Here is a 24,502-nt window from a genome sequence, read left to right on the forward strand (position 1 = left end):
ACTGCTAGACGCCGCAAGGGAGATGGGCAATACGGCGTCAAGCGGGGGGAAGTGGGGCGGATGGTGCGCGGTCTACGCGCGTGAAAGGGCGGTGCGGCGGCGATGGCGGGCCACGCGTTCTCGGTTGCCGCAGATCTCGCTGGAGCACCAGCGGCGGCGCCGGCCCCGTGAGGTGTCGACGTAGACGAGGGGGCAGTTGTCGCCGGCGCACTGGCGCAGGCTCGCGCAGGCGACGGGGTCGGTGAGCAACTCGACGGTGTCGCGGGCGATGACGGCGAGCAGGGCGGCGCGGCCGGGGGTGTCCACGAGGGCGCGGGTGAGGGCGCCGGTGTCCGTGCGGACGGCTCGGGGGGCCGGGGGCGCGGGTCTCGCCAGGTCGTTGACCCGGGCGAGGGAGGCGTCGTACGCGGCGGGGTCGGAGCGGGTGGTGGGGGACGCCGCCGGGTGGACCAACCGGGCTATGTGGACGCGCAGTTCTGTGAAGGCGGGGAGCCAGGCGGGGGTGACGTGGTCGAGGGGGGTGTCCTCGGGGACGAGGGCGGCGGTGGTGATCCAGTGGCGCAGGCGGGCGGGCGAGGTGAGCTGTTCCTCGGGGTGCGTGGTGGCGAGGAGGTCCAGGCAGAGGTGGCCGCAGTCGAAGCGGGGGGTGTAGGACATGGGCCTGTCACCGCCTAGGGGTCACCGCGTCGGGGGGCTCAGGTGTTCGTACCCGCTCCGGTGCCGGGTCGCACTTGGCCGGGCGCGGCGCCTGGTAGCCCCGGGGTGCAGGTGGTTTTGGCGGTGCGGGTGGGTGGGGGCTTGTCGCGCAGTTCCCCGCGCCCCTGGAGGAACGGGCCTGCGGCCCGTCCTCCCCTGAAAAGCACGGGGCGCAGCCCCGGTCGCTTTTCAGGGGCGCGGGGAACTGCGCGAGAAACCACAACGGACCCGCACCCGCCAACGAACCGCGCACCCCCGAGCCATTAGGCGCCCGGTACCCCGTACTTCGTGTCGGCCGCCGGGTCCAGGGCCAGCCGGTAACCCCGCTTCACCACCGTCTGGATGAGCTTCGGCGCACCCAGCGCCGTGCGGAGGCGGGCCATCGCCGTCTCCACGGCGTGTTCGTCGCGGCCGGCGCCGGGCAGGGCCTTGAGGAGTTCGGAGCGGGGGACGACCCAGCCGGGGCGGCGGCCGAGCGCGCGGAGCAGGGACATACCGGCGGGCGGGACGGGGCGCAGGGCGCCGTCGACGAGGACGGCGTGGCCGCGGATCTCCACGCGGTGCCCGGCGATGGGCAGGGTGCGGGCGCGGGTGGGGAGTTCCTGGCAGAGGAGCTGGACGAGGGGGCCGAGGCGGAACCGTTCGGGCTGGACGGTGTCGATGCCGTGGGCCTGGAGCGGAAGGGCCGTCACCGGGCCGACACAGGCGGGGAGTACGTCGTGGTTCAGGGCGTTGAGCAGTTCCGGGAGGAGCCCGCGGTCCTCGGCGCGGGACAGCAGCGAGGCCGCGGCGGGCGCGCTCGTGAAGGTGAGGGCGTCGACGCCGCGGCCGACCGTCGCTTCGAGCAGGCGGTCGACCGGGGTGAGATCCTCCGGCGGCAGCCAGCGGTAGACGGGGACGCCGACGACCTCCGCTCCGGCGGCCCGCAGCGACTCCACGAAGCCGGGGAGGGGTTCGCCGTGGAGCTGGACGGCGATGCGGCGGCCCTCGACCCCTTGGTCCAGCAACCGGTCCAGTACCTCCGCCATCGATTCGGAGGACGGGGACCACTCCTCGGTGAGGCCCGCGGCGCGCACCGCCCCCTTCACCTTCGGTCCGCGCGCGAGGACTTCGACGCCCCGGAGGCGGTCCAGGAGCGCCTCGCCCAGGCCCCAGCCGTCGGCCGCCTCGATCCAGCCGCGGAAACCGATGGCGGTGGTGGCCACCACGATGTCGGGCGCCTGGGCGAGGAGGTCCTTGGTGGCGGCCAGCAGTTCGCTGTCGTCGGAGAGCGGCACGATACGGAGGGCCGGCGCGTGGAGGACGGACGCTCCGCGACGCTGGAGCAGGGCCCCCAGTTCGTCGGCGCGGCGCGCGGCTGTCACGCCCACCGTGAACCCCGCCAATGGGCCGTGGTCTGGTCGCTGCTGTTCGTCGTACATGGCTCTCGTCCCGCCCGAGTCGTAGTACCTGGCTCTGGCACCTACATGCCGAACGAGCCTGTCAACGCTGCGTGACAGGCTCGGTTCGGGTTGATGTCGCTGGTGTTACGTCACACGTGTCACGCCATGGGTGATGTCACACCTCGGCGTAGCTGAGCTGCGGCTTCGCCTCCGTCTCGGCCGTCGCGGCGGCTGTCTTGGCGGCCGGCCGGCGAAGGTATACGGCCCAGGTCACGGCGAAGCAGAGCCCGTAGAAGGCGAGGAAGCTGACGAAGGCGCCGGTGCCGGAGCCGACGGTGAGGAAGGACTGGCGGAAGGCCAGGTTGATGCCGAGGCCGCCGAGTGCGCCGACCGCGCCGATGATGCCCATGGTGGCGCCGGAGAGACGGCGTCCGTAGGCCGCGGCCTCCTCGCCCCGCAGCCCCTTGGCGAGGGCCTTGGCCTGGAAGATGCCCGGGATCATCTTGAAGGTGGAGCCGTTGCCGAGGCCGCTGAGGACGAAGAGCGCGATGAACGCGGTGGTGAACAGCGGCAGCGACTTCTGCATGGAGGCGATGACGATGACACCGGTGGCGCCGGCCATGGCGACGTAGTTCCACAGCGTGATCTTCGCGCCGCCGTACTTGTCGGCGAGGGCGCCGCCCACGGGCCGGATCAGCGAGCCGAGCAGGGGGCCGATGAAGGTGACGTACGCGGACTGCAGCGGCGTACGGCCGAACTGGGTCTGCAGGACGAGGCCGAAGGCGAAGCTGTAGCCGATGAAGGAGCCGAAGGTGCCGATGTAGAGGAAGGACATGATCCAGGTGTGGGCGTCCTTGACGGCTTCCTTGGCGGCGCCGGTGTCGTTCTTCAGCTCGGCGATGTTGTCCATCCTGAGCCAGGCGAGGACCGCGGCGAGGACGATGAACGGGATGTAGATCCCGAGCAGGACGCGCGGGCCGCCGCTGGCGCCGATGACGGCGAGACCGATGAGCTGCACGACCGGGACGCCGATGTTGCCGCCGCCCGCGTTGAGGCCGAGCGCCCAGCCCTTCTTCCGCAGGGGGAAGAAGGCGTTGATGTTGGTCATGGAGGAGGCGAAGTTGCCGCCGCCGATGCCGGCGAGCATCGCGCAGACGAGGAACGTGTTGAACGAGGTCCCCGGCTCCATCACCACGAAGGCCGCGACGGTCGGGATGAGCAGCAGGCTCGCCGAGACGACCGTCCAGTTGCGTCCGCCGAAGATCGCCACCGCGAAGGTGTACGGGACGCGCACGATGGCGCCGACCAGGGTGGCCATCGACACGATGAAGAACTTGTCGGCCGGGGTGAGCCCGTACTCGGGGCCCATGAAGAGGACCATCACCGACCAGACGGTCCAGATGGAGAAGCCGATGTGCTCGGAGAGGACCGAGAAGATCAGGTTGCGGCGGGCGACCTTCTCGCCGGTCTCGTTCCAGAAGGTCTCGTCCTCCGGATCCCAGTGCTGGATCCAGCGGCCTCCCCTACTGGCAGCGGGGGCTGTGCTCGGGGCTGTCATGACGCCTCCACGGTTCTCCGGGCTCGGATGGTGCTGGGGGGTGATGGCTTATGAGTCCCGAAGGTAGGGAGGGCGCGTTTCCGCGCTGTGGCACCGGGTGACCGGAAAGGAACTTTGCTCTCACCGCGCCGTGGGCCCGCCGGTGAGGAAAGCGCTCACCCGGCCGGGCCCCGCGGCGTACCCGCTCAGTCAGCCACAACCCCCAGTGCCCCGTCCAGATAGAGCGTGCGGCAACCCCTGCGCTGGACCTTCCCGCTGGTGGTACGGGGCAGGGCACCCCTGCGTATCACCACGACCTCGTCGACCCGCAGCCGCTGTCCGTCGTGCACGGCCGCCCTGACGCGTTCACGCAGCTCGCCCGCCCCGACCTCGCGGAGGACCCGTCCGTCCGTCTCGACGACCACCACCAGCCGTTCCCGCTCGCCGTCGTCCACGGAGAACGCCGCCGCGCAGTTCGGCCGCAGCCCCGGCACCGCCGACTCGGCGGACAGCTCGATGTCCTGGGGGTAGAAGTTCCGCCCGTTGCGGATGATGACGTCCTTCAGGCGTCCCGCGACGAACAGCTCCCCTTCGTGGAGGAAGCCCAGATCGCCCGTACGGAGGTGGCGGCGCGCCCCGCTCTCCCCCGCGATCCGGCCCCCGAACGCCTCCTCGGTCTCCTGCGGGCGTTCCCGGTAGCCGAGGGCGACGCACGGGCCGTCGATCCAGATCTCACCGAGCCGGCCGGGTTCGCGGGGGGTGCGCGTCACCGGGTCGACCACGCGCACCCGGGTGGTCGAGGACGGCCAGCCCGAGCCGACCAGCGGCTGGGCGTCGGGCGCCGTCTCCCCCACGATCTCCAGACGGCCGTCCTTCAGGGCCGTCGAGGACACCCAGAGCACGGTGGGCGCCCGGTCGGCGGGGCTCGCCGTGGCCTTGAGGGTGTTCTCGGCCAGCCCGTAGCCGGGGGTCATGGCCTCGGCGGCGAACCCGTACGGGGCGAACGTCTCGGTGAAGTCCCGCACCGCGCGCCAGCGCACCGGTTCGGCCCCGTTCGCCGCGACCCGCCACGACGACAGGTCCAGGTCGACGTCCCCGGCGCCGCGCAGCGCGTTCACGCACAGCTCGTAGGCGAAGCTCGGCGCGGCGGCGTGCGTGCCCCGGTAGGTGGACAGGGCCTCCAGCCAGCGCAGCGGGCGGCGGATGAAGGCGGCCGGCTCCATGAGGTAGGCGGGGATGCCGGAGCAGAGCGGCAGGAGGATGCCGAAGAGCATGCCCATGTCGTGGAAGAGGGGCAGCCAGGAGACGACGACGCCGTCGTGGCCGGTGGGCCAGATGTCCTCGGTCTCGGCGACGTTGGCGAGGAAGTTGGCGTGGGAGACCATCACGCCCTTGGGGTCGCCGGTGGAGCCGGAGGTGTACTGGAGCAGGGCGATGTCGTCGGGCAGCGGGGCGGGGCCGTGCCAGTCGACCGGGGTGGCGGGCAGGGCCTCGGTGTCGACGAGGGTGAGGCCGGCCAGTTCGGGGAGTTCGGCGAACTGCCGCTCCAGGTCGGCCTTGAGTGCCGCGGTGGTGAGGATGGTGGTCGTGCCCGCGTCGTCAGCGATCCGGCGCAGCCGCTGGACGCCGCTCCGGCGGGTGGGGACCTGGACGGGGGCGGCGGCGACCCGGGCGTACATGCAGCCCAGCAGCGACCGGATGAACTCCAGGCCCGAGGGATACAGGAGCAGGACGCTGTCGCCCGCTTCGAGTCCGGCGTCGGTGAGGGCCGCGGCCCGGGCGTGGGCGTCGGTCTCCAGCTGCCGGTAGGTGAGGGAGCCGTCGGGGGTCTCGCCCTCGCGGAGGTGGATGTACGCGATCTCGTCGGGCTGTCTGACGCCGCGCAGGTGCAGGGCCTCGGTCACGGTGGTGACGAAGGTGGCCCGGGGCGGGATGAGCGTGCCGGCAAGAGCCATGGTGGTGGTCCTTTTCTTCGGTCGTGGATGAGGTGCGACTTCAGGAAGGGACCGCGACGGTGGGGGTCGGGAGGGGGGTACCGAGGCGTTCGCGGGTGGGGGCCCTGCCCGGCGGCCTGGGGAGCCGCCGGGCGGGGCCGTCGGTGGGTCAGTCCACGAGGGACGGTTCGCGCCGGCTCTGGTGCGGGACGGCCCCGCGCCGGCCGGTGGCGAGCTTGGCGCCCTCGACGTCCATGTCGGGCAGGACGGCGTCCAGCCAGCGGGGCAGCCACCAGGCGGAGCGGCCGAGGAGGGCGAGGACGGCGGGCACGATGGCCATCCGGACGACGAAGGCGTCGAAGAGGACGGCGACGGCGAGACCGAAGCCGATCATCTTGACGAAGTCGTTGGCGTCGAGGATGAAGCCGGAGAAGACGCTCGCCATGATGATCGCGGCGGCGGCGACCACCCGGCCGCCGTGCCGGAAGCCGGTGACGACCGCCTGGCCGGGCTGCTCGCCGTGGACGAACGCCTCACGCATCCGGGTGACGAGGAAGACCTCGTAGTCCATGGCGAGACCGAAGACGACGCCGATCATGAAGATCGGCATGGTGCTCATGATCGGTCCGGGCTGGTCGATGCCGAAGACGTCCTTGAGCCAGCCCCACTGGAAGACGGCCACGACGGCACCGAGTGCCGCGGTCACCGACAGCAGGAACCCGAGGGCCGCCTTGAGCGGGACCAGGACCGAGCGGAAGACGAGGACGAGCAGGACGAAGGCGAGTCCGACGACGAGGCCCAGGTACGGGACCATCGCGTCGTCGAGGGTCTCGGAGAAGTCGATGAACAGGGCGGTCTGACCGGTGACCAGGACGGTCGCGCCGATCTCCTTGTCGAATCCGCCGGCGGCGGCGCGCAGGGAGTGGACCAGCTTCTCGGTCCTCGCGTCGGTCGGGCCGGTCGTCGGGATGACGTTGACCATCGCCGTGTCGCCCGCCTTGTTGACGGTGGCGGGGCTGACGGAGGCGACACCGGGACGGTCGGCGAGGTCCTTGCCGACCCGGTCGGCGGCGGTCTTGGCGTCCTTGGCCTCGACGGTCAGCAGCAGCGGGCCGTTGAAGCCGGCGCCGAAGGAGTCCGACAGCATGTCGTACGCCTTGCGCTGGGTGGTGTCCTCGGCCATCGTGCCCTCGCCGGGCAGCCCCAGCTCCAGGCTCGCCGCCGGGACGGCGAGGGTGCCGAGGCCGATGACGCCGAGGAGCAGGACGGCGACGGGGTGGCGCAGGACCCAGCCGGCCCAGCGGGAGCCGAGGTTGGGCCGGGCCTTGGCGGCGCGCTTGGCGGCCTTGCGCTGCTGGCGGGCGCTGAGCGGCTTGCCGGAGATCTTCTTGCGCTCGCGGCGGGGCAGCGACTTGAAGGGGGCGTAGCCGAGGAGCGCCGGGACGAAGGTGATGGCGATGAGCACGGCGACGGCGACCGTGCCGGCGGCGGCGAGGCCCATCTTGGTGAGCATCGGGATGTTGACGACGGCGAGGCCGGCGAGGGCGACGATGACGGTCAGGCCCGCGAAGACGACGGCGGATCCCGCGGTGCCGATGGCGCGTCCGGCGGCCTCCTCGCGGTCCCGGCCCTCGGCCATCTCGGAGCGGTAGCGGGAGATGATGAACAGGGCGTAGTCGATGCCGACGGCCAGGCCGATCATCAGGGCCAGGGTGGAGGTCGTGCTGGACAGGCCGAGAGTGGAGCCGAGCGCGGTGATGCCGCAGATGCCGACGCCGACGCCGATGACGGCGGTCAGCAGGGACATGCCGGCGGCGACCATCGAGCCGAAGGTCAGCAGCAGGACGACGGCGGAGACCAGGATGCCGAGGGACTCGGCGTTGTTCTTGGCGGCCTCCACGGCGACGGCGTCACCGCCCGCCTCGACGGTCAGTCCGCTCTTGCGGGCGTCGGCCGTGGCCTCGGTGAGGGCGTCCTTCGCCTTGTCGGTCAGTTCGGTGGCGGCGACCTCGTAGAGGACGGTCGCGTAGGCGGTGGTGCCGTCCTTGCTGACGGCTCCCGCCTGGTAGGGGTCGGCGACGCCCTTGACCAGGGGCGCCTTGGCGAGGTCGGCGAGGAGTTGCTCGACCTTGGCCTTCTGAGCGGGGTCGGAGACCTTGCCCTCGGGGGCGCGGACGACCACGCGGGCGGTGGCGCCGTCCGCGCTCGCGTCCGGGAAGCGCTCCTTGAGCAGGTCGAACGCCTTCTGCGACTCGGTGCCCGGCATCGAGAAGGTGTCGGCGGGCGGCGCCGGCGCGGCGGAGGCGGCATAGCCCACGCCGACCAGGATCAGCAGCCACAACAGTGTGGTCCGGCCTCGCCGTCGGAAGGCGAGTCGGCCCAGTTTGTAGAGGAACGTAGCCACGGCGAAGGGGACTCCCGTCGGGTTCGCTGGGTGGGGGGTCGGAAACGCGGAGACGCGAAAACCCGACCACCTTAACAAACCGCATGGACGGTTTAGTCATTTCCTGGAAGTGCCCAGATCGGACACTTGAACACCCACACGGGTTCGGCCAGTTGAGTTCTGCCGCAGACGGCCAGGCCAGAGCGCCAGGCGACACCCGACGGCGGGAGCGGAGGGCGAACGACCACTTTTCGCCAATCTGGAAAACCGCTTGAGCGGTTTGTTAGCGTCCCGGCCAACGTCAGCACCGCCCTACCGAACGAGAGGCCCTTCGCCGTGACCACTTCCCTGGACAGACCTCGGCCGGCACCGCCGGTCAGCGCCGTGCCCGGCGCCAAGGAGTCCCCCGTACGGGCCGAGCGGACCTTCGAGCCCGCCGTGGACGGCCTGCGCGCGGTCGCCACGCTGATGGTGCTCGTCGCGCACCTCGCCCAGTGGACCGGGGCGCTCATCGACAAGACCGGCAAGCCGGGGCCCTTCGCCCCGGTGATGACGGGCTTCCTCGTGGCGATCCCGATCTTCCTGATCATCAGCGGCTATCTGCTCTACCGCCCGTGGGCCGACGCCGCGCTCGGCGGCCGCAAGGCGCCGAACACGCTGCACTACTACTGGCACCGTGTCCTGCGCATCTTCCCGGCGTACTGGCTGTTCATGGTCACCGCGCTGCTGGTGTTCAACCGGGAGCAACTGGACGACGTGTGGCGCACGGTGCGGCTGCTGACCGTGCAGCACGTGCAGAACTGGGCCGATCTGCGCACCGATCCGGGCATGACCAACTGGGCGCAGACCTGGAGCCTCGCCACCGAGGTGCACTACTACATCGCCCTGCCCGTGGCGGCGTTCGTGCTGCACCGGGCCCTGAAGGCGACCAAGAGCCTGAAGCTGGCGGGGGCGCTGCTCACCGCGGTGATCGTCGCCGACTTCAGCTGGCTGGTCGCCACCAGCCCGTCGAGCCCGCTGGGCCCGCCGTCACTGTGGTGGCTGCGCGGCTACCTCGGGTTCCTGGCGGCGGGGATGCTGCTCGCGCTGGTCGCCGCGAAGGCCCGTACCGGGCAGCGGCTGGCGTTCGTGGAGTTCGTGCGGAACAACCCGTGGGCCTTCTGGGGTGCGGCGGCCGTGGCGTTCGCCGTGTCCAACACGGACTGGGCGGGCAGCATCGCGTCGATCGTGCTCACGAAGGAGGAGGCCGCCCTCAAGTACGTCTGCCACATGGTGGTCGCGGTGGGGCTGGCGGCGCCGCTGCTGCTGGCGCAGGGCAGCGGGCCCGAGCGGTTGCTCTCCCGGCCGACGCTCGTGTGGCTCGGGCGGAACTCCTGCGGGATGTTCCTGTGGCACCTGATCATCATGCAGGTCACCGTCTGGTACCTGCTCGACAGCGACTTCGGGCAGCTGGGGACGGGGGCGTTCTTCGCCCTGCTGCCGTTCGTGCTGGCGCTGTCGGTGCTGGCCGGGTGGCTGTCGTACACGTTCGTCGAGATGCCGCTGCTGAGGCGGTTCCGCATCCGGTCGCACCGGCCGATCGCGGAACCGGAGAAGCGAACGGCCCGCGTGTGAGCGTGCGCCACGACGTCGGGCGCCGGTCCCACAGGGGGACCGGCGCTCGCGTGTCACACCCCGGGGGCACCCCCCGGCGGTCACGCCGTCTTGGGGGCCGCCCGCATGCCGATGTACGCGCACTTCGTGCCGTCGGCGAGGGTGGAGAAGACCACCGGCATCCAGTCCTCGGCGAAGGAGGCGCCACCTCCCGCGCCGGCGAAGACCGTGTCGGAGAGGGGGACCAGCTCCATCTCCAGGTCCGGGGAGTAGCCCGCCATGCCGTCGACGAAGGCGTACACCAGGTGCGGGCTGCCGTCCCGCTCGGAGACGGTGATGAGGACGCCCTCGCGCTTGTAGGTGCCGGCCCAGGGGGTGATGTCGACGGCGGGCGGCTGCTCGGCGGGGGCGAACGGGGCCGGCATCGTCACGCCCGCGAGGTCGGCGAGGAGTTCGCGCAGCAGGTCGGCGTAGAGGAGGCGGGAGCCGCCGCCGTTGGTGAGGAGGGCGACGGCGACACCGGCGCCCGGCACCACGCGCAGGTAGGCGTACTGGCCGATGGAGGCGCCGTCATGGCCGAAGCCGGGCACGCCGTCCCAGTCGTAGAGGGTCCAGCCGAGGCCCCAGCCGTCGGCGCTCACCGTCCACTTGTCGGGCACGTCCGTCTCGCGGCGCTGCATCGCGGCGACCGAGTCGGGGCCGAGGACCGGGGTGCCGTCGGCCGCCCTGCCGCCGTCGAGGTGCAGCTTGGCGAAGCGGACGAGGTCACCGGCGGTGGCGCAGACCCGGGCGGCGGGGCCCGCGGCGCGCGGCATCAGGTCCCAGGCCGGGGCGAGCGTCTGCTCACCGTCCGGCCCGGCGAGATGTCCCATCGCCGCGCGGAACGGCAGGACCTCCTCGGGGAGCGTCATGGTGCGGGTGAGGCCGAGCGGGGTGAGCAGCCGGTCCTTGAGCGCCTGGTCCCAGGTGGTGCCGGTGAGCACCTCGACGATGCGGCCGAGCACCACGTACCCGATGCCGCTGTACGACACGGCCGTGCCCGGCGGGCAGTCCATCGCCACGCCCTTGGCGGCCTCGACGTACTTGGCGAGGCTGTCGTCGCCGCGCCCGGTGTCGAGGTGGAAGTCGCAGGTCAGTCCGCTGGTGTGGGACAGCAGCATCCGGGTGGTGATGACCTTGGTGGCCTCGGGGTCGATGGTCGCGAACTCCGGCAGCACGGAGACGACGGGCGCGTCCAGGTCGAGGTCGCCGGACTCGACGAGCTGCATGATCAGGGCGGCCGTGTAGACCTTGGCGATCGAGCCGAGCTGGAAGACGGAGTCGGTGGTGGCCTCCACGCCGGTCTGCCGGTTGAGGACGCCGCTGGCCAGCTCCTGCATCTCGTCGTCGACCACGAAGGCGAGGGTCGCGCCGGGCACGTCGTGCTCCTCGCGCAGTTCGTCGAGGCGGCGCTGCCAGTGGCCGAGGTCGACCCGGCGGCCGGTGGCCAGCTCGATCACGTCGGCGACGGCGGCGGAGGCCTCGGCGGTGGCGGCGGGGGCCGCGGCGGGCTGGGGCTCCGGGGCGGCCGGGGCCGGGTGCGGCCTGCCGAAGGCGTCCTGCGCGGCGGTGTCCGTGGCGTCCCAGGAGCCGGAGGCGCCGTCCATCCGCCAGGTGCCGGTCAGGCCCCAGCTGTCGCTGGCCTCCCAGCTGCCGGTCGACCTCCAGGTGCGGAGGTCGTTCCAGTTCGAGCCCTGCGTCTGCTGCGCCTTCTTCGCCATGGCGTGTCCTTTGGAGGGTTGGGATACCGAGGGCCGTGCCCCGACCACACGTTGTGCGGCGTGATGAACACTGTACGGAGTGCGCACACTGTACGCAAGGCCGTACGGCGTTCATAACCAGCCAATGAGAAACCGCCCACGGCCGGGGACGGCAGGCCGTGGACGGTTGGCGGAGCGCGCGGTTCAGGGGCTGGTCAGGCGGTCCCGGACCCCTTGCCGGAGGCCCGGTCGAGGCGGGACTGGAGGCCGTCCAGAACCCAGTCGAGGCCGTAGCCGAAGTTGTCCACGAGGACCTCGGACGAACGGCCGCCTTCCTGCGCGGTGTAGCGCCGGCGGAGGTGCGGATAGTCGCGGGTGGCCTGTTCGACGGCCGGCCACACCTTGCGCGTCCAGTCCTCCTGGCTCTGCCCGCTGCGGGCCAGCATGGTGAGCCAGGCGGCCTCGCTCGTGGTCATGCCGATCACATAGGCGAAGAGGATCCGCACCACATGGTCGGCCTGCTCCAGATCGAAGCCCGCCTCCTCCAGCATGGCGAGCATGCCCTCCGTGAGCCGCATCGAGTTCGGCCCCAGGGAGACACCCACCTCGCCCAGCATCGGGGCGATCCAGGGGTGGCGCAAGATCGTCGAGCGAACACTGCGGGCACAGGCCGAGGCCGCCGCCCGCCAGTCCCCGGCCGCGTCCGGACCGGGCACCTCCATCTCGCCGTAGACATGGTCGACGACCAGCTCGATCAGCTCGTCCTTGCTCGCCACGTGCGAGTACATCGAGGTCGCGCCCGCGTTCAGCCGGGTGCCGAGGCGGCGCATGCTCAGGGCGGCGGCGCCTTCCTCGTCCAGCAGCCGCACGGCCTCGGCCACGATGGCGTCCCGGCTCAGCGTGGGCTGCTCGCGCTTCTGACGGCGCGGGCGGGTCCACACCGACTGGATCACCTGCTTCTCGGACATGCGGCCTCCTCGTCTTCCCGGACTTCAGGGTAACGGCATCTGGAAACACCGTACGGACCTTGCGAACACTGTACGCTCGTCGTACGGTGTTCGGCGAGCGCACGCCGTACGGAAGCGGCGACCCGAAGACGTTCCGGTACGCGCGGCGTGAAACCGACTGGATAACAAACCGCGTTGCTGGTTTTATTGAGGTCCGGAGCAGCCCCACATCTCTGTTCGAAAGGTTTCGTCATGGAAGTCGACGTCACGGAGCGTCATCCACGCCGCTGGCTGATCCTGATCGTGTTGTGCCTCAGCACGCTGGTGCTGGTCATCGACAACATGGTGCTGACGGTGGCGGTCCCGCCGATCGCCGAGGACCTCAAGGCGAGCGCCCAGGACATCCAGTGGATCCTGGAGTCGTACATGCTGGTCTTCGCCGGTCTGCTGCTGACCGCGGGAAGCCTGTCCGACCGGTACGGCCGCCGTAAGGTCATGATCATCGGCCTGACGGTGTTCGGGGCCGCCTCCGTGCTGGCCACCTGGGCCGGCAGCGCGGAGATGCTGATCTTCGCCCGTGTGCTGATGGGCATCGGCGGCGCTCTGCTGATGCCGAGCACGCTCTCCATCCTCATCACCGTCTTCGACGAGGACGAGCGGCCCAAGGCGATCGGCGCGTGGAGCGCGGTGGCGATGATCGGGCTGGTCGGCGGCCCCGTGTTCGGCGGTGTGCTCATCGCCCACTTCTGGTGGGGCGCCGTCTTCCTCATCAACATCCCGATCGCGGCGCTCGCCATCGTCTCGGCGCTGGTGCTGATGCCGGAGTCCAAGGGGCCCTGGCGCAAGCCGGACCCGGTCGGCACGGTGCTGTCCGTCGTCGGTATGACGGCGCTGGTCTGGGCGATCAACGAGTGGCCGAAGGACGGCATCACCCACCCCGCCACGCTGACGGCGGCCGTGGTGGCCGTGGTCGCGCTGGTCTCCTTCGGGATCTGGGAGACCCGGATCCCCGAGCCGATGATGCCCGTGGCGCTGTTCCGGAACCGGGTGTTCACCGGGTCGAGCTTCTCGCTGGTCCTGCTGACGTTCGCCAACGGCGGGCTGATGCTGGTGCTCACGCAGTACCTCCAGTTCGTGATGGGCTACTCCCCCACGAAGACCGGCCTCGCCTTCATGCCCGCGGCCGTCGCCTCGCTCGTGTTCAACGGGGTCGGCGCCGCGCTCGCCAAGAAGATCGGCAACCGGGCGCTCGCCGTCTCCGGTCTGCTGGTCATCGCCGGCGGGTTCGCCACGCTGTCGACGCTGTCCCCCGGGGACGGCTTCGGGACGCTGTCGGTGGCGATGGTGCTGATGGGCGCGGGCGCGGGTCTCGCCATGCCGGCGGCGATCGCGGCGCTCATGGGGGCGGTTCCCCAGGAGCACGCGGGTGTGGGCTCGGCCCTCAACGACACGATCCAGCAGGCGGGGGCGGCGTTCGGTGTGGCCGTGCTCGGTGCGGTGCTGTCCAGCACGTACACCTCCGAGATGCCGGACTCCGCGCCGGCCGCCGCGCGGGAGACGATCGGCGAAGGGCTCGCCGTGGCCGCGCGGACGCACGACGCGGGGCTCGTCTCGACGGTGCACGAGGCGTTCACCGACGCGGTGTCCAGCAGCTTCACGGTGGGGGCCGCGGGGGTCGTGGGCGCGGCCGTGCTGGCCCTGTTCCTGATGAAGGGGGCGGGCAAGGGGGAGGCGCCCCCGGCGGGTGACTCGGGTGACTCGGGTGACTCGGGTGAGCAGACGAAGCCGGAGGTGGTGGGGGTTCACTGAGGCGGTGCGATCGTGACGACGGCGGGCTCCACGGGGGTATTCCCGTGGAGCCCGCCGTCGTCTTGCTGTGCGCCTTCGAGCTCGGGAGGTTCTGAGCATCGGCGACCGCGCGTAGTTCGTGGCTTGTCGCGCCCGCGCGGCGGAGCCGCACATCGGCACAGCCCCGCGCCCCTAGGTGGGCGAGGTCCGCGTTGCCTCCAAGATGGACGGGAGTTGTTGTACGAACCGGTCCGCGTCCTCCTCCGTCAGGATCAGCGGGGGTGCCAGGCGGATCACGTCCGGGGTTGCCGCGTTGACGAGGAATCCCGCCCGCTGGGCCTCCTGTTGGACGCGCGCGGCCCTCGACTCCCGCAGGGCTATGCCCAGTAGGAGGCCCGCGCCGCGGACTTCGGACACCAAGGGGTGCGCCAGGGCCTCGATGCCCGTGCGCAGCCTCTCCCCGACCCGCTTCACATGGGCCAGCAGGCCCTCGGTCTCGATGGTCTCCAGGACCGCGAGCGCCGCCGCGCAGACGATCGGGTTGCCGCTGAACGTGGAGCCGTGGGTGCCGGGGGCGAGGAGGTCGGCCGCGGGGCCGAACGCGAGGGTCGCGCCGATCGGGAGGCCGCCGCCGAGGCCCTTGGCCAAGGTGACCACGTCCGCCTCGACGCCCTCCGCCTGGGCGGCGAACCAGTGGCCGGTGCGGCCGATGCCGGTCTGCACCTCGTCGAGGACCAGGAGGGTGCCGGTTGCCTCGGTGATCTCGCGGGCCGCCGTCAGATAGCCGGGAGGCGGGACGATCACACCGTTCTCGCCCTGGATCGGCTCCAGGATCAGCACCGCCGTGTCCCGGGTGACCGCCGCGCGCAGGGCGTCCGCGTCGCCGTACGGGACGTGGTCGACCGGGCCGGGGAGCGGGGCGAAGGGGGTGCGTTTGGCCGGCTGGCCGGTGAGGGCGAGGGCGCCCATGGTGCGGCCGTGGAAGCCGCCGGCGGCGGCGACCATGTGGGGGCGGCCCGTCAGCCGGCCCATCTTGAAGGCGGCCTCGTTGGCCTCGGCGCCGGAGTTGGAGAAGTACACGCGGCCCGCCCGGCCGGAGACGTCGAGGAGGCGCTCGGCGAGGGCGACCGTGGGCTCGGCCACGAAGAAGTTGGAGATGTGGCCCAGTCGGGCCGCCTGGTCGGTGAGGGCGCGCAGGATCGCCGGGTGGGCGTGGCCCAGGGAGTTGACCGCGATCCCGGCCAGCAGATCCAGGTACTCACGGCCGTCCGCGTCCCAGACACGGGTGCCCTCGCCGCGCACCAGCGGCAGCCGCGGGGTGCCGAAGTTGTCCATCATGGCGCCCTGCCAGCGGCGGGTGAGGTCGCCGGGTGTGCCGGGTGCGGTGCCGGTCGTGTCGCCGCTCATGCGGCCGCCTCCATTCGGGCCGTGGCTGCCGGGGACTCGGTCTCGTCGGGCACGACCATCGTGCCGATGCCCTCGTTGGTGAAGATCTCCAGCAGGATCGAGTGCTTGACCCGGCCGTCGATGACGCGGGCGGTGCGCACCCCGTTGCTGACGGCGTGCAGGCAGCCCTCCATCTTGGGGATCATTCCGCTGGCCAGGCCCGGCAGCAGATCGCTCAGTTCGCTCGCGCTGAGCCGGGGGATGACCTCCTCGCTGTGCGGCCAGTCGGCGTACAGGCCCTCGACGTCGGTGAGGATGAGCAGCATCTCGGCGCCGAGGGCGGCGGCGAGGGCGGCGGCCGCGGTGTCCGCGTTGACGTTGAAGACGCCGCCCTCGGCCGCGTCCTTGGCGTCGGAGCTGCGGGCGATGGAGGAGATGACCGGGATGCGGCCGTTGTCGATCAGGGCCTGGACGACCCCGGCGTCCACGGTGGCGACCTCGCCCACGCGGCCGATGTCGACGGGTTTGCCGTCGACGTCGGCGTAGCACTTCACGGCGGTCATCAGCCGGGCGTCCTCGCCGGTCATGCCGACGGCGTGCGGTCCGTGCTCGTTGAGGAGGCCGACGAGTTCGCGCTGGACCTGGCCGGCGAGGACCATGCGGACGACGTCCATGGTCTCGTCGGTGGTGACCCTGAGGCCGCCGGTGAAGTGGGATTTCAGACCGAGGCGTTCGAGCTGGGCGCTGATCTGGGGGCCGCCGCCGTGCACGACGACGGGGTTCAGGCCGGCGTGCCGCAGGAACAGGATGTCCTGGGCGAAGGCCGCCTTGAGGGACTGGTCGACCATGGCGTTGCCGCCGAACTTGATGACGATGGTCTTGCCCCGGTGGCGGGCCATCCAGGGCAGCGCCTCGACCAGGGCGTGGGCCTTGGGCAGCGCCTTCTGTCTGCGGTCGGCGGCCATGCCGGTGGGGGTGAGAGGGCTGTCGGGTCCGGCGTCGGCGCCGGTTCCTATGGGTGAGGTCACGACGAGTACTCGCTGTTCTCGTGGACGTACTGGGCGGTCAGGTCGTTGGCCCAGATCACGGCGGACTCGGTGCCGGCGGCGAGGTCGGCGGTGATACGGACCTCGCGGCCGCTCATGTCGACCAGTGAGCGGTCCTCGCCGACCGAGCCGCCCTTGCAGACCCAGACGTCGTTGATGGCGACGTTCAGCCGGTCGGGGTCGAAGACGGCGGAGGTGGTGCCGATCGCGGACAGTACCCGGCCCCAGTTGGGGTCCTCGCCGTGGACGGCGCACTTGAGGAGGTTGTTGCGGGCGATGGTGCGGCCCACCTCGACGGCGTCGGCCTCGCTGTCGGCGCCCGTCACCTCGATGCGGATGTCCTTGCTCGCGCCCTCGGCGTCGCCGATGAGCTGCCGGGCGAGGTCGGCGCAGACGGCGCGTACGGCCTCGGCGAACTCGTCGTGGGAGGGGGCGACTTCGGCGGCGCCGGAGGCGAGGAGCAGGACGGTGTCGTTGGTGGACATGCAGCCGTCGGAGTCGACGCGGTCGAAGGTGGTCCGGGTGGCGTCGCGAAGTGCCTTCCCCAGCACGGCACTTGGCAGGTCGGCGTCGGTGGTGATCACGGCCAGCATGGTGGCGAGGCCCGGGGCGAGCATGCCGGCGCCCTTGGCCATGCCGCCGACGGTCCAGCCGTCGCCCTGGTACACGGAGGTCTTGTGCACGGTGTCGGTGGTCTTGATGGCGATGGCGGCCCTCTCGCCGCTGTGCTCGGACAATTGCCCGGCGGCCGTCTCCAGGCCCGTGAGCAGCTTGTCCATCGGCAGCCGTACGCCGATGAGGCCGGTCGAGGCGACCGCGATCTCCTCGACGCCGCGGCCGAGCAGCTCCGCCGCCCGCTCGGCGGTGGCGATCGTGTCCTGGTGGCCCTCGGGACCCGTGCAGGCGTTGGCGCCGCCGGAGTTGAGGACGACCGCGGACACATGGCCGTCGGCGAGGGCCTCGCGGGACCACTGGACGGGAGCGGCCTGGACGCGGTTGGAGGTGAAGACACCGGCGGCGGCCGACCGCGGCCCGTTGTTGACCACGAGGGCGAGGTCCGGATTGCCGTTCTGTTTGATCCCGGCGGCGACGCCCGCCGCCGTGAACCCTTTCGCTGCGGTGACGCTCATGGTGCGACTCCGATCGTGGAAAGCCCCAGGTCCTCGGGGAGCCCGAGGGCGATGTTCATGCTCTGGACGGCACCCCCCGCGGTGCCCTTGGTGAGGTTGTCGATGGCGCTGATCGCGATGATCCGGCCGGCCGAGGTGTCGAGGGCGACCTGGATCTGTGCGGCGTTCGACCCGTACACGGCGGCGGTGGCGGGCCACTGCCCCTCGGGCAGCAGCCGGACGAACGGTTCGTCGTGCAGTGCCTTCTCGTACGCGGCGCGTACGTCGTCGGCGGTGGTCCCGGGCTTCGCCTTCGCGCTGCAGGTGGCGAGGATGCCGCGGGGCATGGGCGCCAGGGTCGGGGTGAAGGAGACGGAGACCGGCTCCCCCGCGGCGGCGCTCAGGTTCTGCATCATTTCAGGCGTGTGCCGGTGTTCACCACCCACGCCGTACGGGCTCATCGAGCCCATGACCTCGGAGCCGAGGAGATGCGGCTTGGCCGCCTTGCCCGCGCCGGAGGTCCCGGACGCGGCGACGACCACGGCCTCGGGTTCGGCGAGACCGGCGGCGTACGCGGGGAAGAGGGCGAGCGAGACGGCGGTCGGGTAGCAGCCCGGTACCGCGATCCGGTTCGTGCTCCGCAGCGGCTCGCGCCCGCCGGGGAGTTCGGGCAGGCCGTAGGGCCAGGTGCCGGCGTGCGGGGAGCCGTAGAAGCGTTCCCAGTCGGCGGCGTCGCGCAGCCGGAAGTCGGCGCCGCAGTCCACGACCAGGACGTCCGGGCCCAGCTCCCGGGCGACGGCCGCCGACTGGCCGTGCGGCAGGGCGAGGAACACGACGTCGTGGCCCCTCAGCACCTGGGTGGTGGTCGGCTCCAGCACCCGGCCGGCCAGGGGCGGCAGATGCGGCTGGAGTCCGCCCAGCGGCTGCCCGGCGTTCGCGTTGCCCGTCAGGGCGCCGATCTCCACCTCCGGGTGCCCGATCAGCAGGCGGAGAAGTTCACCTCCCGCATATCCGCTCGCTCCGGCTACGGCTGCTCGCACTGTCATGACCCCTCCCGGATTGGCATGGGTGGCCGATGTAACCGGGGCAGGAGCGGCCCAACAAGACGTTCAATCATGTCCATGACAACAATACGGGGCCCGTTCCACCCCGGTCGCGCACAGCGAACGGGGCGGCGGCGCCGACACGGCACCACCGCCCCGCTGACCAGGCGTTCAAGGGCTCCACGGAGGTTCGCCGGCTCAGCTCACCAGCCGCATCGGCCCTCCGTACACCGCCTCCACATGCCCGAACCCCTCCCCCGGCAGACCGGGCGTCGCGTCGACCGTCTCCGCGTACTGGAGGCGTACGACGTCATCGGGGAGGCGGCGCCCCGGCGGGCGCCGGGCGTTGCGCTCCAGACAGGTCTCCAGCGGGGTCGTCATGATCAGCGCTGCCGCCGGGACCCGGTGCCGGCCGGCGATGTCGAGCAGTTTCGCCCGCACCACGCGGCCGGGGCCGTCGGCGTCGACGACCGTCGTCAGCCGGCGGGCCAGCCGCGCCTCCAGCACCTCGCCGAGGACGTGCACCGCCTCGTCGGTGGCGTCCTCGTCGATCGGGTCGTCGCAGATCCGCTCCCGGAACTCGTCCAGTTCCAGCACCGCGCTCGGCGGCCAGGCCCCGGCGAGCGCGCTCTTCCCGCTGCCCGCGGCGCCCAGCAGCATGATCAGAACCGGGTCGGGCAGAACGGCGTCGGCCATGGCTCGTCTCCTCTCGGATCTGGTGGACGAGCCGGGTGCGTACCGCCGAGGAGCCCGTACACGACCGAACGGCCCGCTCCGGGCGGGCCGTTGATCAGGTTGGTCAAGGAGTACGGGAGGTACGGGAATCGGGTACGGGGATGTCCAAGGGATGTGAACCCGGCCCCCACGTCTGTCCGTCAAGGATCGACCAGGGGTGGGTGTTCAGTCCATGGCTGCCGGAGAAGAGGGCGAGGACGAACCCTTCAAAGTCAGAAGCGCACCGGGAGCGACACCAGGTGGATGCCGTCGCCCGGCATGGCCACGTACTCCAGCGCCTCGCGGTCCACGGCGAGGGTCAGGCCGTCGTTGCGGACGAACAGGGTCTCCAGCACCACCTCGGCCTGGAGGCGGGCGAGGGCGGCGCCGATGCAGAAGTGCGGGCCGTGGCCGAAGGCCATGTGGCCGACGCCGCGGCCGAGTTCACGGCCGATGTCGAGCTTGTCGGCGCCGCCGGGGAACTCGCGCGGGTCGTGGTTCACGCCGAGCAGCGCGGCCGTGACCACCTCGCCCTGCTTGACCGGCATACCGCCCAGCTCCAGGTCCTCGGTGGCGTACATCGGGGCGCCGATCGGGACGGGCGTGGTGAAGCGGAGGAGCTCCGGAACCGCGCGGCCGGCGAGCAGCTCGGGCTCCTCGCGCAGCCGGGCCAGCTGGTCGGGGTGGTCGAGCAGGGCGAGGATCGCGTCGGCGATGAAGTGGGCGGGCGGCATGATGCCGGTGTTGATCAGCAGCAGGAAGATCGCGACGATCTCGGTCTCGCCGAAGTCGCCCTCCTCCTGGCTCACCCGGATCAGCTCGGAGATCAGGTCGTCCGAGAGGGCGGCCGTGCGCTCCTCGATGAGCTTCTTGCAGTGCTCGACCATGCCCTGGAGGGCCGGGATGAACCGCTCGGGGTCACCGGAGATGTAGTCGCGGATCCACGCGCAGATCTGCGGCTGGTCGGCCGCGTCGACGCCGATGAGTTCGCAGACGCCGAAGCCGGCGAGGGGGTGGCTGAGATCCTCCAGGAGGTCTGCCTCGCCCTTGGCGGCCATCGCCGCGTAGAGGTCGTGGGTGATCTTCTCGATCTTCGGGCGCAGGGCGTTGATACGGCGGGCCGTGAAGGCGCGGGTGATCAGGGTGCGCATCCGGGTGTGGTCCTCGCCGTCGGCCAGGACGAGGATGCCGAGGTAGTCGCGGTACTCCGCGGGCAGCCCGTACGCCTCGATCATCTGGTCGGCGATGCTCGGGCCGTCCTGGCCGGGGAGTTTGTGGTTGTCCCGCACGAAGCGGGGGTCCGTGAGGGCGGCCTTGGCGTCCTCGTAGCGGGTCAGCAGCCAGACCGGGGTCTCGACGTCCGGGAGGGTCACCCTGACGAGGGGGGCCTGCTCTCGGAGGCTGGTGAAGCCGCCGGGGGTGCTGACGAACTTCGAGGTCAGGCTGAGGACTTCCTGGGACATGGGGTCTCCATCCGTGGCTCCGGGCGGGCTGGCGGTGGCGTTGGCGTTGGCGTTGGCGTTGGCGTTGGCGTTGGCTTGAAACATACCGGGACAGCGGTATGTTTCCTACGGCGTTCAACTGCTCGGGGGTGCGGGGTTGTCGGGGCATGAGGAAAGGGCCGCGCGGCGGAGGTTCGCCTGCGCGGCCCTTCTTGGGTGAGTTCGTGGTTCGCGGGAGAGCTCGGGGGGTCGGGCTCGTGGGCGGGTGCGGGTGGATGGGGGCTGGTCGCGCAGTTCCCCGCGCCCCTGAAGGGAACGGGCCTGCGGCCCGCCCTTCACAGGAAAAGCAGCGGGCGCAGCCCGTGCTTTTCAGGGGCGCGGGGAACTGCGCGAGAAACCACGACGCACCCGCACCCGCCGACGAACCGCGCACCCCCGAGCTATGAGGCGCCCGGTCCCAACTCCAGCGTGCAGGACTTGACCCCTCCGTCTCCCCTCACCAGCTCCGACAGGTCCAGCAGGAGAGGGCGGAAGCCCCGCTCCCGCAGGGCCGGCGCCACCGCTTCCGCCGTCTCCGGCAGGACCACATGCAGGCCGTCGCTGACCGCGTTGAGCGCCGGCGACGCCGCGGCCGGCTCGTCGACCAGGAGCGCGTCGGGGAAGAGGCCCGCCAGCACATCGCGGCTGACCTCGGTGAACGCCGCCGGGTGGTACATCACCTCGTCACCGTCCAGGACGGCCAGCGCGGTGTCGAGATGCTGGAAGCGGGGGTCGGCCAGCTCCAGGCTGATCAAGGGGCGCCGGAAGAAGTCGAGGGCCTCGCGGTGGGCCTCGGGGGCGCTGCCCACCTGGCGGCCGGCGAGGATCCAGCAGTCGGTGACCAGGAGGTCCCGCGCGCCCTCGTTGGCGTGGACGGCACCCCGTACGTCCGTGAAGCCGTGCGTGCGGAACCAGTCCAGGTACGCCGGTTCACCCGCCGGACCACCCCGGCGTGCCCCCAGCACCCGGCCGTCCACGACCGCCGCGGTCGCCGCCGCGCGGACCGCGTCGGGCAGTCCGGGCAGCGGGCCGATCAGCCGGACGTCGTGGCCGAGCGAGAGGTAGAGGCTGTAGAGGCGGCCCCACTGCATCAGGGCCCGCCGGGAGGTGAGGGGTGCGGAGGACCGGTCGGTCCAGGGGCGGTCCGCCTCCACCGCGTCGAACGGGTACGGCTGGCACATCAGGTACCGGCGGCGGGTGGCGGTGCGCTCCCCGCGGCGGTGCGCCGGCCGGAGGGGGGTCCGGCGGCGTACCGCCGCGCGAGGGCGGGCGAGGACACCCTCGCGGCGGGCGCTCACGCGCCGGCCATCGCCTCGCGGAGGCTCTTGGGTCGCAGGTCGGTCCAGTGGTTCTGGATGTAGTCGAGGCAGTCCTGGCGGCCCGCCTCGCCGAACACCACCCGCCAGCCCGCCGGGACCTGGGTGAAGGTCGGCCACAGCGAGTGCTGCTCCTCGTCGTTGACGAGGACGTGGAAGGTGCCGTTGGCGTCGTCGAACGGGTTGGTGCTCATCGCGGTTCAACTCCCTCTCGTGGGACGTGGATCGGTGGTGGTGGGACGGTCGTGCCCAGTCGGTCGTGTTCAGACGGTCGTGTGCTGGCGCGACGCCAGGTCGATGGCGATGGCGTCGGCGATCTCGCCGCTGCGGATGGCGATGTTGGACAGCAGCGAGGAGGCGAGGCCGTGGGTGTGCTCGGTGCCGCCCTGGAGGTAGATGCCGACGTTCAGCTCGGGCTTCGTGACGAGGCGGTAGTCGCGCTCGACCCGCAGGCGGCCCTCGTCGTCACGCAGGCAGTACGGCGCCAGGTCGCCCAGCAGGGCGGTCGGGTCCATGGAGTCGTAGCCGGTGGCGAAGACGATCGCGTCGACGTCGAGGTCGTACACCGAGTCGTCTCGCACGGAGTGCATGGTGAGCCGGGCCCCGTCGGCCCTCTGGTCGACCCGCTGGACGCGGGACAGGTTGAGCAGGTGGAGGCGCTTGATCCGGGCCACCTCGTCGTCGTACGCACGCTGGTAGAGGTCGCGGATGACCTCGTCGTCGGCGACGCCGTAGTTGGTGTTGCGGTGGTAGCGCCAGAACGACTCGCGGGTGCGGTCGGTGCCGCCGTAGTAGTCGTCGACGGCGTCGGCGTCGAAGATGCGGTTGGCGTAGGGGGTGTCGTCGGCGATCGAGTAGCCGTACGACGGCATGATCGCGTAGACCTCGGCGTCCGGGATCGTGTCGTAGACGAACCGGGTGATCTCGGCGGCGCTCTGGCCCGCGCCGACGACGGCGAACCGGCGGACCCGGCCCTGGTCGAGGGTGTGGAAGCGGCCCAGGAACTCGGAGCTGTGCCAGACGCGTTCGCTGCGGTCGACGCCGTCGGGCATCTTCGGGACGAGACCGGTGGAGATGACGAGGTTGCGGGCCTCGACGAGGCGGGTGCCGCCGCGGGGACCGTTGTCCTTCACCTCGACGCGGACGGTGTCGACGGGGCCGCCGGCGTGTCCGTCGGGCAGGTGGACCGCGTGCACCTCGGAGTTGTAGGTGACACGGTCCGAGAAACTGGACTCGGCCCATTCGAGATAGTCGTGGAACTCGTTCCGGGTGGGGAAGAAGTTCTGGTTGTTCACGAACTGCGCGAGACGGCCCGCGGCGTGCAGATAGGCGATGAAACTCCACTGGGAAGCGGGGTTGCGGAAGGTCGCCAGGTCCTTGAGGAAGGAGATCTGCATCTTGGTGTCGGGAAGCAGCATGTTGCGGTGCCAGCCGAGGGACGGCTGCTTCTCGAAGAAGGCCGCGGTGAGCTGCATCTCGTCCTTTCCGCGCTGCTCCTCCAGTGCGATGGCGAGCGAGAGGTTGGCCGGTCCGAAACCTATTCCCACGACCTCGTACGCTTCGGTGTTCGCTTCCATGAATTCTCCCGCAAGTGGTGTGCTGGAAAGGTACGTTGCGCCTTTTTGGAGCGTCAACGGCGGTACTGGGTGGACAGTTGAACTCAGTGGTGGACCGGGCAGCCCTTGATGGTGCCGGTCTTCTCCATGCGGTCCATGAGTTCGGCGGTCTCGCGGTACTGGTCGGCGTCGCGCAGGGCGAAGTCCTCGCGGACCCGCGCGCGGATCTCCTCGTCCTGTTCCTGGCTGAGCTTGAACATGCCCTCGGCGCCGGTGATCTCGACCCGGAAGGCGCCCACCGCGGGCAGGATCGTCGCGAAGTAGTCGATGGAGCGGGACATGTCCCAGGCCTTGGCGGCGCCGAAGTCGCGCTCGTATGCCTTGACGGTGTCCTTGCAGACCTCCAGGGAGTCCTCACCGGGGGCGGCGGCCTCGATCTTCTCGAAGACACCGTGGACGTGGACGGAGGTGAAGTCCCAGGTGGGGGCGGCCGGAGTGATGTCGTAGACCGTCGGCGACACATAGGCGTGCGGTCCGGTGAAGGTGATGAGGACGGGGGTGCCGTTCTCCAGGGCCGTCCAGTGCGGGTTCTCCCGGTTCATATGGCCGATGAGGCGGCCGCCGGCCAGGTTCTCCGTCCATGCGCCGGTCCACTCCGGGTCGCGGATCACGGGGAGGTGGGTGGCGTACGGGTCGGCGTCGGCGGGGCCGTTGGACACCAGCAGGGCGAAGGGGTTGAGGCGGATCAGCTCGGTCATCCACGAGCCGTCCGGCTCCCGGTACGGATCGGGAACGAACATTCGGACCTACCAATTCTCGGCGCGGGCGCTTGCTGAGGGTTTTTCCGTCCCC

Annotated in this window: 19 protein-coding genes; 2 read left to right on the forward strand and 17 right to left on the reverse strand. The window is 71.2% G+C overall.

Annotated features, from left to right (window positions below; genetic code table 11):
- Positions 1-72 precede the first annotated feature (72 nt).
- From ACZ4Z2_RS02560 to ACZ4Z2_RS02580, 5 genes are all read right to left on the reverse strand, one after another.
- Entirely contained in the window at positions 73-657 is a 585-nt protein-coding gene (locus ACZ4Z2_RS02560; protein WP_468071513.1) for a CGNR zinc finger domain-containing protein, read from the reverse strand.
- A 302-nt stretch (positions 658-959) separates the two neighbouring features.
- Positions 960-2,117: a uroporphyrinogen-III synthase gene (locus ACZ4Z2_RS02565; RefSeq protein ID WP_468071515.1), complete on the reverse strand. Its 1,158-nt coding sequence runs from the start codon at positions 2,115-2,117 to the stop codon at positions 960-962.
- Between the two features lie 136 nt (positions 2,118-2,253).
- Positions 2,254-3,636, reverse strand: coding sequence for a nitrate/nitrite transporter (locus ACZ4Z2_RS02570; protein ID WP_468071517.1), 1,383 nt, complete (start codon positions 3,634-3,636; stop codon positions 2,254-2,256).
- Positions 3,637-3,821: 185 nt separating this feature from the next.
- Positions 3,822-5,570 carry a fatty acyl-AMP ligase gene (locus ACZ4Z2_RS02575; RefSeq protein WP_468071519.1) on the reverse strand — a complete coding sequence of 583 codons (1,749 nt, stop codon included), beginning with the start codon at positions 5,568-5,570 and terminating at the stop codon, positions 3,822-3,824.
- Positions 5,571-5,718: 148 nt separating this feature from the next.
- Positions 5,719-7,953: an MMPL family transporter gene (locus ACZ4Z2_RS02580; RefSeq protein WP_468071521.1), complete on the reverse strand. Its 2,235-nt coding sequence runs from the start codon at positions 7,951-7,953 to the stop codon at positions 5,719-5,721.
- A 315-nt stretch (positions 7,954-8,268) separates the two neighbouring features.
- Here ACZ4Z2_RS02580 and ACZ4Z2_RS02585 point away from each other — a divergent pair, with 315 nt between their 5' ends.
- Positions 8,269-9,546, forward strand: a complete 1,278-nt coding sequence (locus tag ACZ4Z2_RS02585) for an acyltransferase family protein (RefSeq protein WP_468071523.1) — start codon at positions 8,269-8,271, stop codon at positions 9,544-9,546.
- An 80-nt stretch (positions 9,547-9,626) separates the two neighbouring features.
- Here ACZ4Z2_RS02585 and ACZ4Z2_RS02590 read toward each other — a convergent pair whose 3' ends face one another.
- Entirely contained in the window at positions 9,627-11,285 is a 1,659-nt protein-coding gene (locus ACZ4Z2_RS02590; RefSeq protein WP_468071524.1) for a serine hydrolase domain-containing protein, read from the reverse strand.
- 194 nt (positions 11,286-11,479) lie between these two features.
- The gene (locus ACZ4Z2_RS02595) at positions 11,480-12,232 is read right to left on the reverse strand and encodes a TetR/AcrR family transcriptional regulator (protein ID WP_468071526.1); all 753 of its coding nucleotides are present in this window, start codon (positions 12,230-12,232) and stop codon (positions 11,480-11,482) included.
- A gap of 231 nt (positions 12,233-12,463) precedes the next feature.
- Between ACZ4Z2_RS02595 and ACZ4Z2_RS02600 the strand changes: the two genes are divergently transcribed.
- Complete coding sequence (locus ACZ4Z2_RS02600) at positions 12,464-14,020, forward strand: MFS transporter (RefSeq protein WP_468071528.1); 1,557 nt, start codon at positions 12,464-12,466, stop codon at positions 14,018-14,020.
- Positions 14,021-14,191: 171 nt separating this feature from the next.
- Here the strand turns inward: ACZ4Z2_RS02600 and ACZ4Z2_RS02605 are convergent, their stop codons facing one another.
- The 10 genes from ACZ4Z2_RS02605 to ACZ4Z2_RS02650 form a co-directional block, all read right to left on the reverse strand.
- A complete protein-coding gene (locus ACZ4Z2_RS02605) occupies positions 14,192-15,406 on the reverse strand; it encodes an acetylornithine transaminase (protein WP_468071530.1) in 1,215 nt (404 codons plus the stop codon).
- A complete protein-coding gene (gene argB / locus ACZ4Z2_RS02610) occupies positions 15,403-16,350 on the reverse strand; it encodes an acetylglutamate kinase (protein WP_468071692.1) in 948 nt (315 codons plus the stop codon). The genes ACZ4Z2_RS02605 and argB overlap by 4 nt, the downstream gene beginning before the upstream one ends.
- Positions 16,351-16,409: 59 nt before the next feature.
- Positions 16,410-17,561: a bifunctional glutamate N-acetyltransferase/amino-acid acetyltransferase ArgJ gene (argJ, locus tag ACZ4Z2_RS02615; RefSeq protein ID WP_468071532.1), complete on the reverse strand. Its 1,152-nt coding sequence runs from the start codon at positions 17,559-17,561 to the stop codon at positions 16,410-16,412.
- Positions 17,558-18,586 (reverse strand): N-acetyl-gamma-glutamyl-phosphate reductase, encoded by a 1,029-nt coding sequence (argC, locus tag ACZ4Z2_RS02620; protein WP_468071534.1) that lies wholly within the window; start codon positions 18,584-18,586, stop codon positions 17,558-17,560. The genes argJ and argC overlap by 4 nt, the downstream gene beginning before the upstream one ends.
- 195 nt (positions 18,587-18,781) lie before the next feature.
- Entirely contained in the window at positions 18,782-19,279 is a 498-nt protein-coding gene (locus ACZ4Z2_RS02625; RefSeq protein ID WP_468071536.1) for an AAA family ATPase, read from the reverse strand.
- Positions 19,280-19,530: 251 nt separating this feature from the next.
- Positions 19,531-20,760 (reverse strand): cytochrome P450 family protein, encoded by a 1,230-nt coding sequence (locus ACZ4Z2_RS02630; RefSeq protein WP_468071538.1) that lies wholly within the window; start codon positions 20,758-20,760, stop codon positions 19,531-19,533.
- Between the two features lie 419 nt (positions 20,761-21,179).
- Positions 21,180-22,076 (reverse strand): dimethylarginine dimethylaminohydrolase family protein, encoded by an 897-nt coding sequence (locus ACZ4Z2_RS02635; protein ID WP_468071540.1) that lies wholly within the window; start codon positions 22,074-22,076, stop codon positions 21,180-21,182.
- Positions 22,073-22,288: an MbtH family protein gene (locus ACZ4Z2_RS02640; RefSeq protein WP_468071542.1), complete on the reverse strand. Its 216-nt coding sequence runs from the start codon at positions 22,286-22,288 to the stop codon at positions 22,073-22,075. The genes ACZ4Z2_RS02635 and ACZ4Z2_RS02640 overlap by 4 nt, the downstream gene beginning before the upstream one ends.
- 69 nt (positions 22,289-22,357) lie before the next feature.
- Positions 22,358-23,671, reverse strand: coding sequence for a lysine N(6)-hydroxylase/L-ornithine N(5)-oxygenase family protein (locus ACZ4Z2_RS02645; RefSeq protein WP_468071544.1), 1,314 nt, complete (start codon positions 23,669-23,671; stop codon positions 22,358-22,360).
- Positions 23,672-23,754: 83 nt separating this feature from the next.
- Positions 23,755-24,450, reverse strand: coding sequence for an FMN-binding negative transcriptional regulator (locus ACZ4Z2_RS02650; RefSeq protein WP_468071546.1), 696 nt, complete (start codon positions 24,448-24,450; stop codon positions 23,755-23,757).
- Between the last annotated feature and the right edge of the window lie 52 nt (positions 24,451-24,502).

It is taken from the genome of Streptomyces sp. NPDC030183, from assembly GCF_055573455.1.

Bases quoted from the DNA above. Each gene is read 5' to 3' on its own strand.
- ACZ4Z2_RS02560 (WP_468071513.1), bottom strand. From the start codon at position 657: ATGTCCTACACCCCCCGCTTCGACTGCGGCCACCTCTGCCTGGACCTC.
- ACZ4Z2_RS02565 (WP_468071515.1), bottom strand. From the start codon at position 2,117: ATGTACGACGAACAGCAGCGACCAGACCACGGCCCATTGGCGGGGTTC.
- ACZ4Z2_RS02570 (WP_468071517.1), bottom strand. From the start codon at position 3,636: ATGACAGCCCCGAGCACAGCCCCCGCTGCCAGTAGGGGAGGCCGCTGG.
- ACZ4Z2_RS02575 (WP_468071519.1), bottom strand. From the start codon at position 5,570: ATGGCTCTTGCCGGCACGCTCATCCCGCCCCGGGCCACCTTCGTCACC.
- ACZ4Z2_RS02590 (WP_468071524.1), bottom strand. From the start codon at position 11,285: ATGGCGAAGAAGGCGCAGCAGACGCAGGGCTCGAACTGGAACGACCTC.
- ACZ4Z2_RS02595 (WP_468071526.1), bottom strand. From the start codon at position 12,232: ATGTCCGAGAAGCAGGTGATCCAGTCGGTGTGGACCCGCCCGCGCCGT.
- ACZ4Z2_RS02600 (WP_468071528.1), top strand. From the start codon at position 12,464: ATGGAAGTCGACGTCACGGAGCGTCATCCACGCCGCTGGCTGATCCTG.
- ACZ4Z2_RS02605 (WP_468071530.1), bottom strand. From the start codon at position 15,406: ATGAGCGGCGACACGACCGGCACCGCACCCGGCACACCCGGCGACCTC.
- argB (WP_468071692.1), bottom strand. From the start codon at position 16,350: ATGGCCGCCGACCGCAGACAGAAGGCGCTGCCCAAGGCCCACGCCCTG.
- argJ (WP_468071532.1), bottom strand. From the start codon at position 17,561: ATGAGCGTCACCGCAGCGAAAGGGTTCACGGCGGCGGGCGTCGCCGCC.
- argC (WP_468071534.1), bottom strand. From the start codon at position 18,586: ATGACAGTGCGAGCAGCCGTAGCCGGAGCGAGCGGATATGCGGGAGGT.
- ACZ4Z2_RS02625 (WP_468071536.1), bottom strand. From the start codon at position 19,279: ATGGCCGACGCCGTTCTGCCCGACCCGGTTCTGATCATGCTGCTGGGC.
- ACZ4Z2_RS02630 (WP_468071538.1), bottom strand. From the start codon at position 20,760: ATGTCCCAGGAAGTCCTCAGCCTGACCTCGAAGTTCGTCAGCACCCCC.
- ACZ4Z2_RS02640 (WP_468071542.1), bottom strand. From the start codon at position 22,288: ATGAGCACCAACCCGTTCGACGACGCCAACGGCACCTTCCACGTCCTC.
- ACZ4Z2_RS02645 (WP_468071544.1), bottom strand. From the start codon at position 23,671: ATGGAAGCGAACACCGAAGCGTACGAGGTCGTGGGAATAGGTTTCGGA.
- ACZ4Z2_RS02650 (WP_468071546.1), bottom strand. From the start codon at position 24,450: ATGTTCGTTCCCGATCCGTACCGGGAGCCGGACGGCTCGTGGATGACC.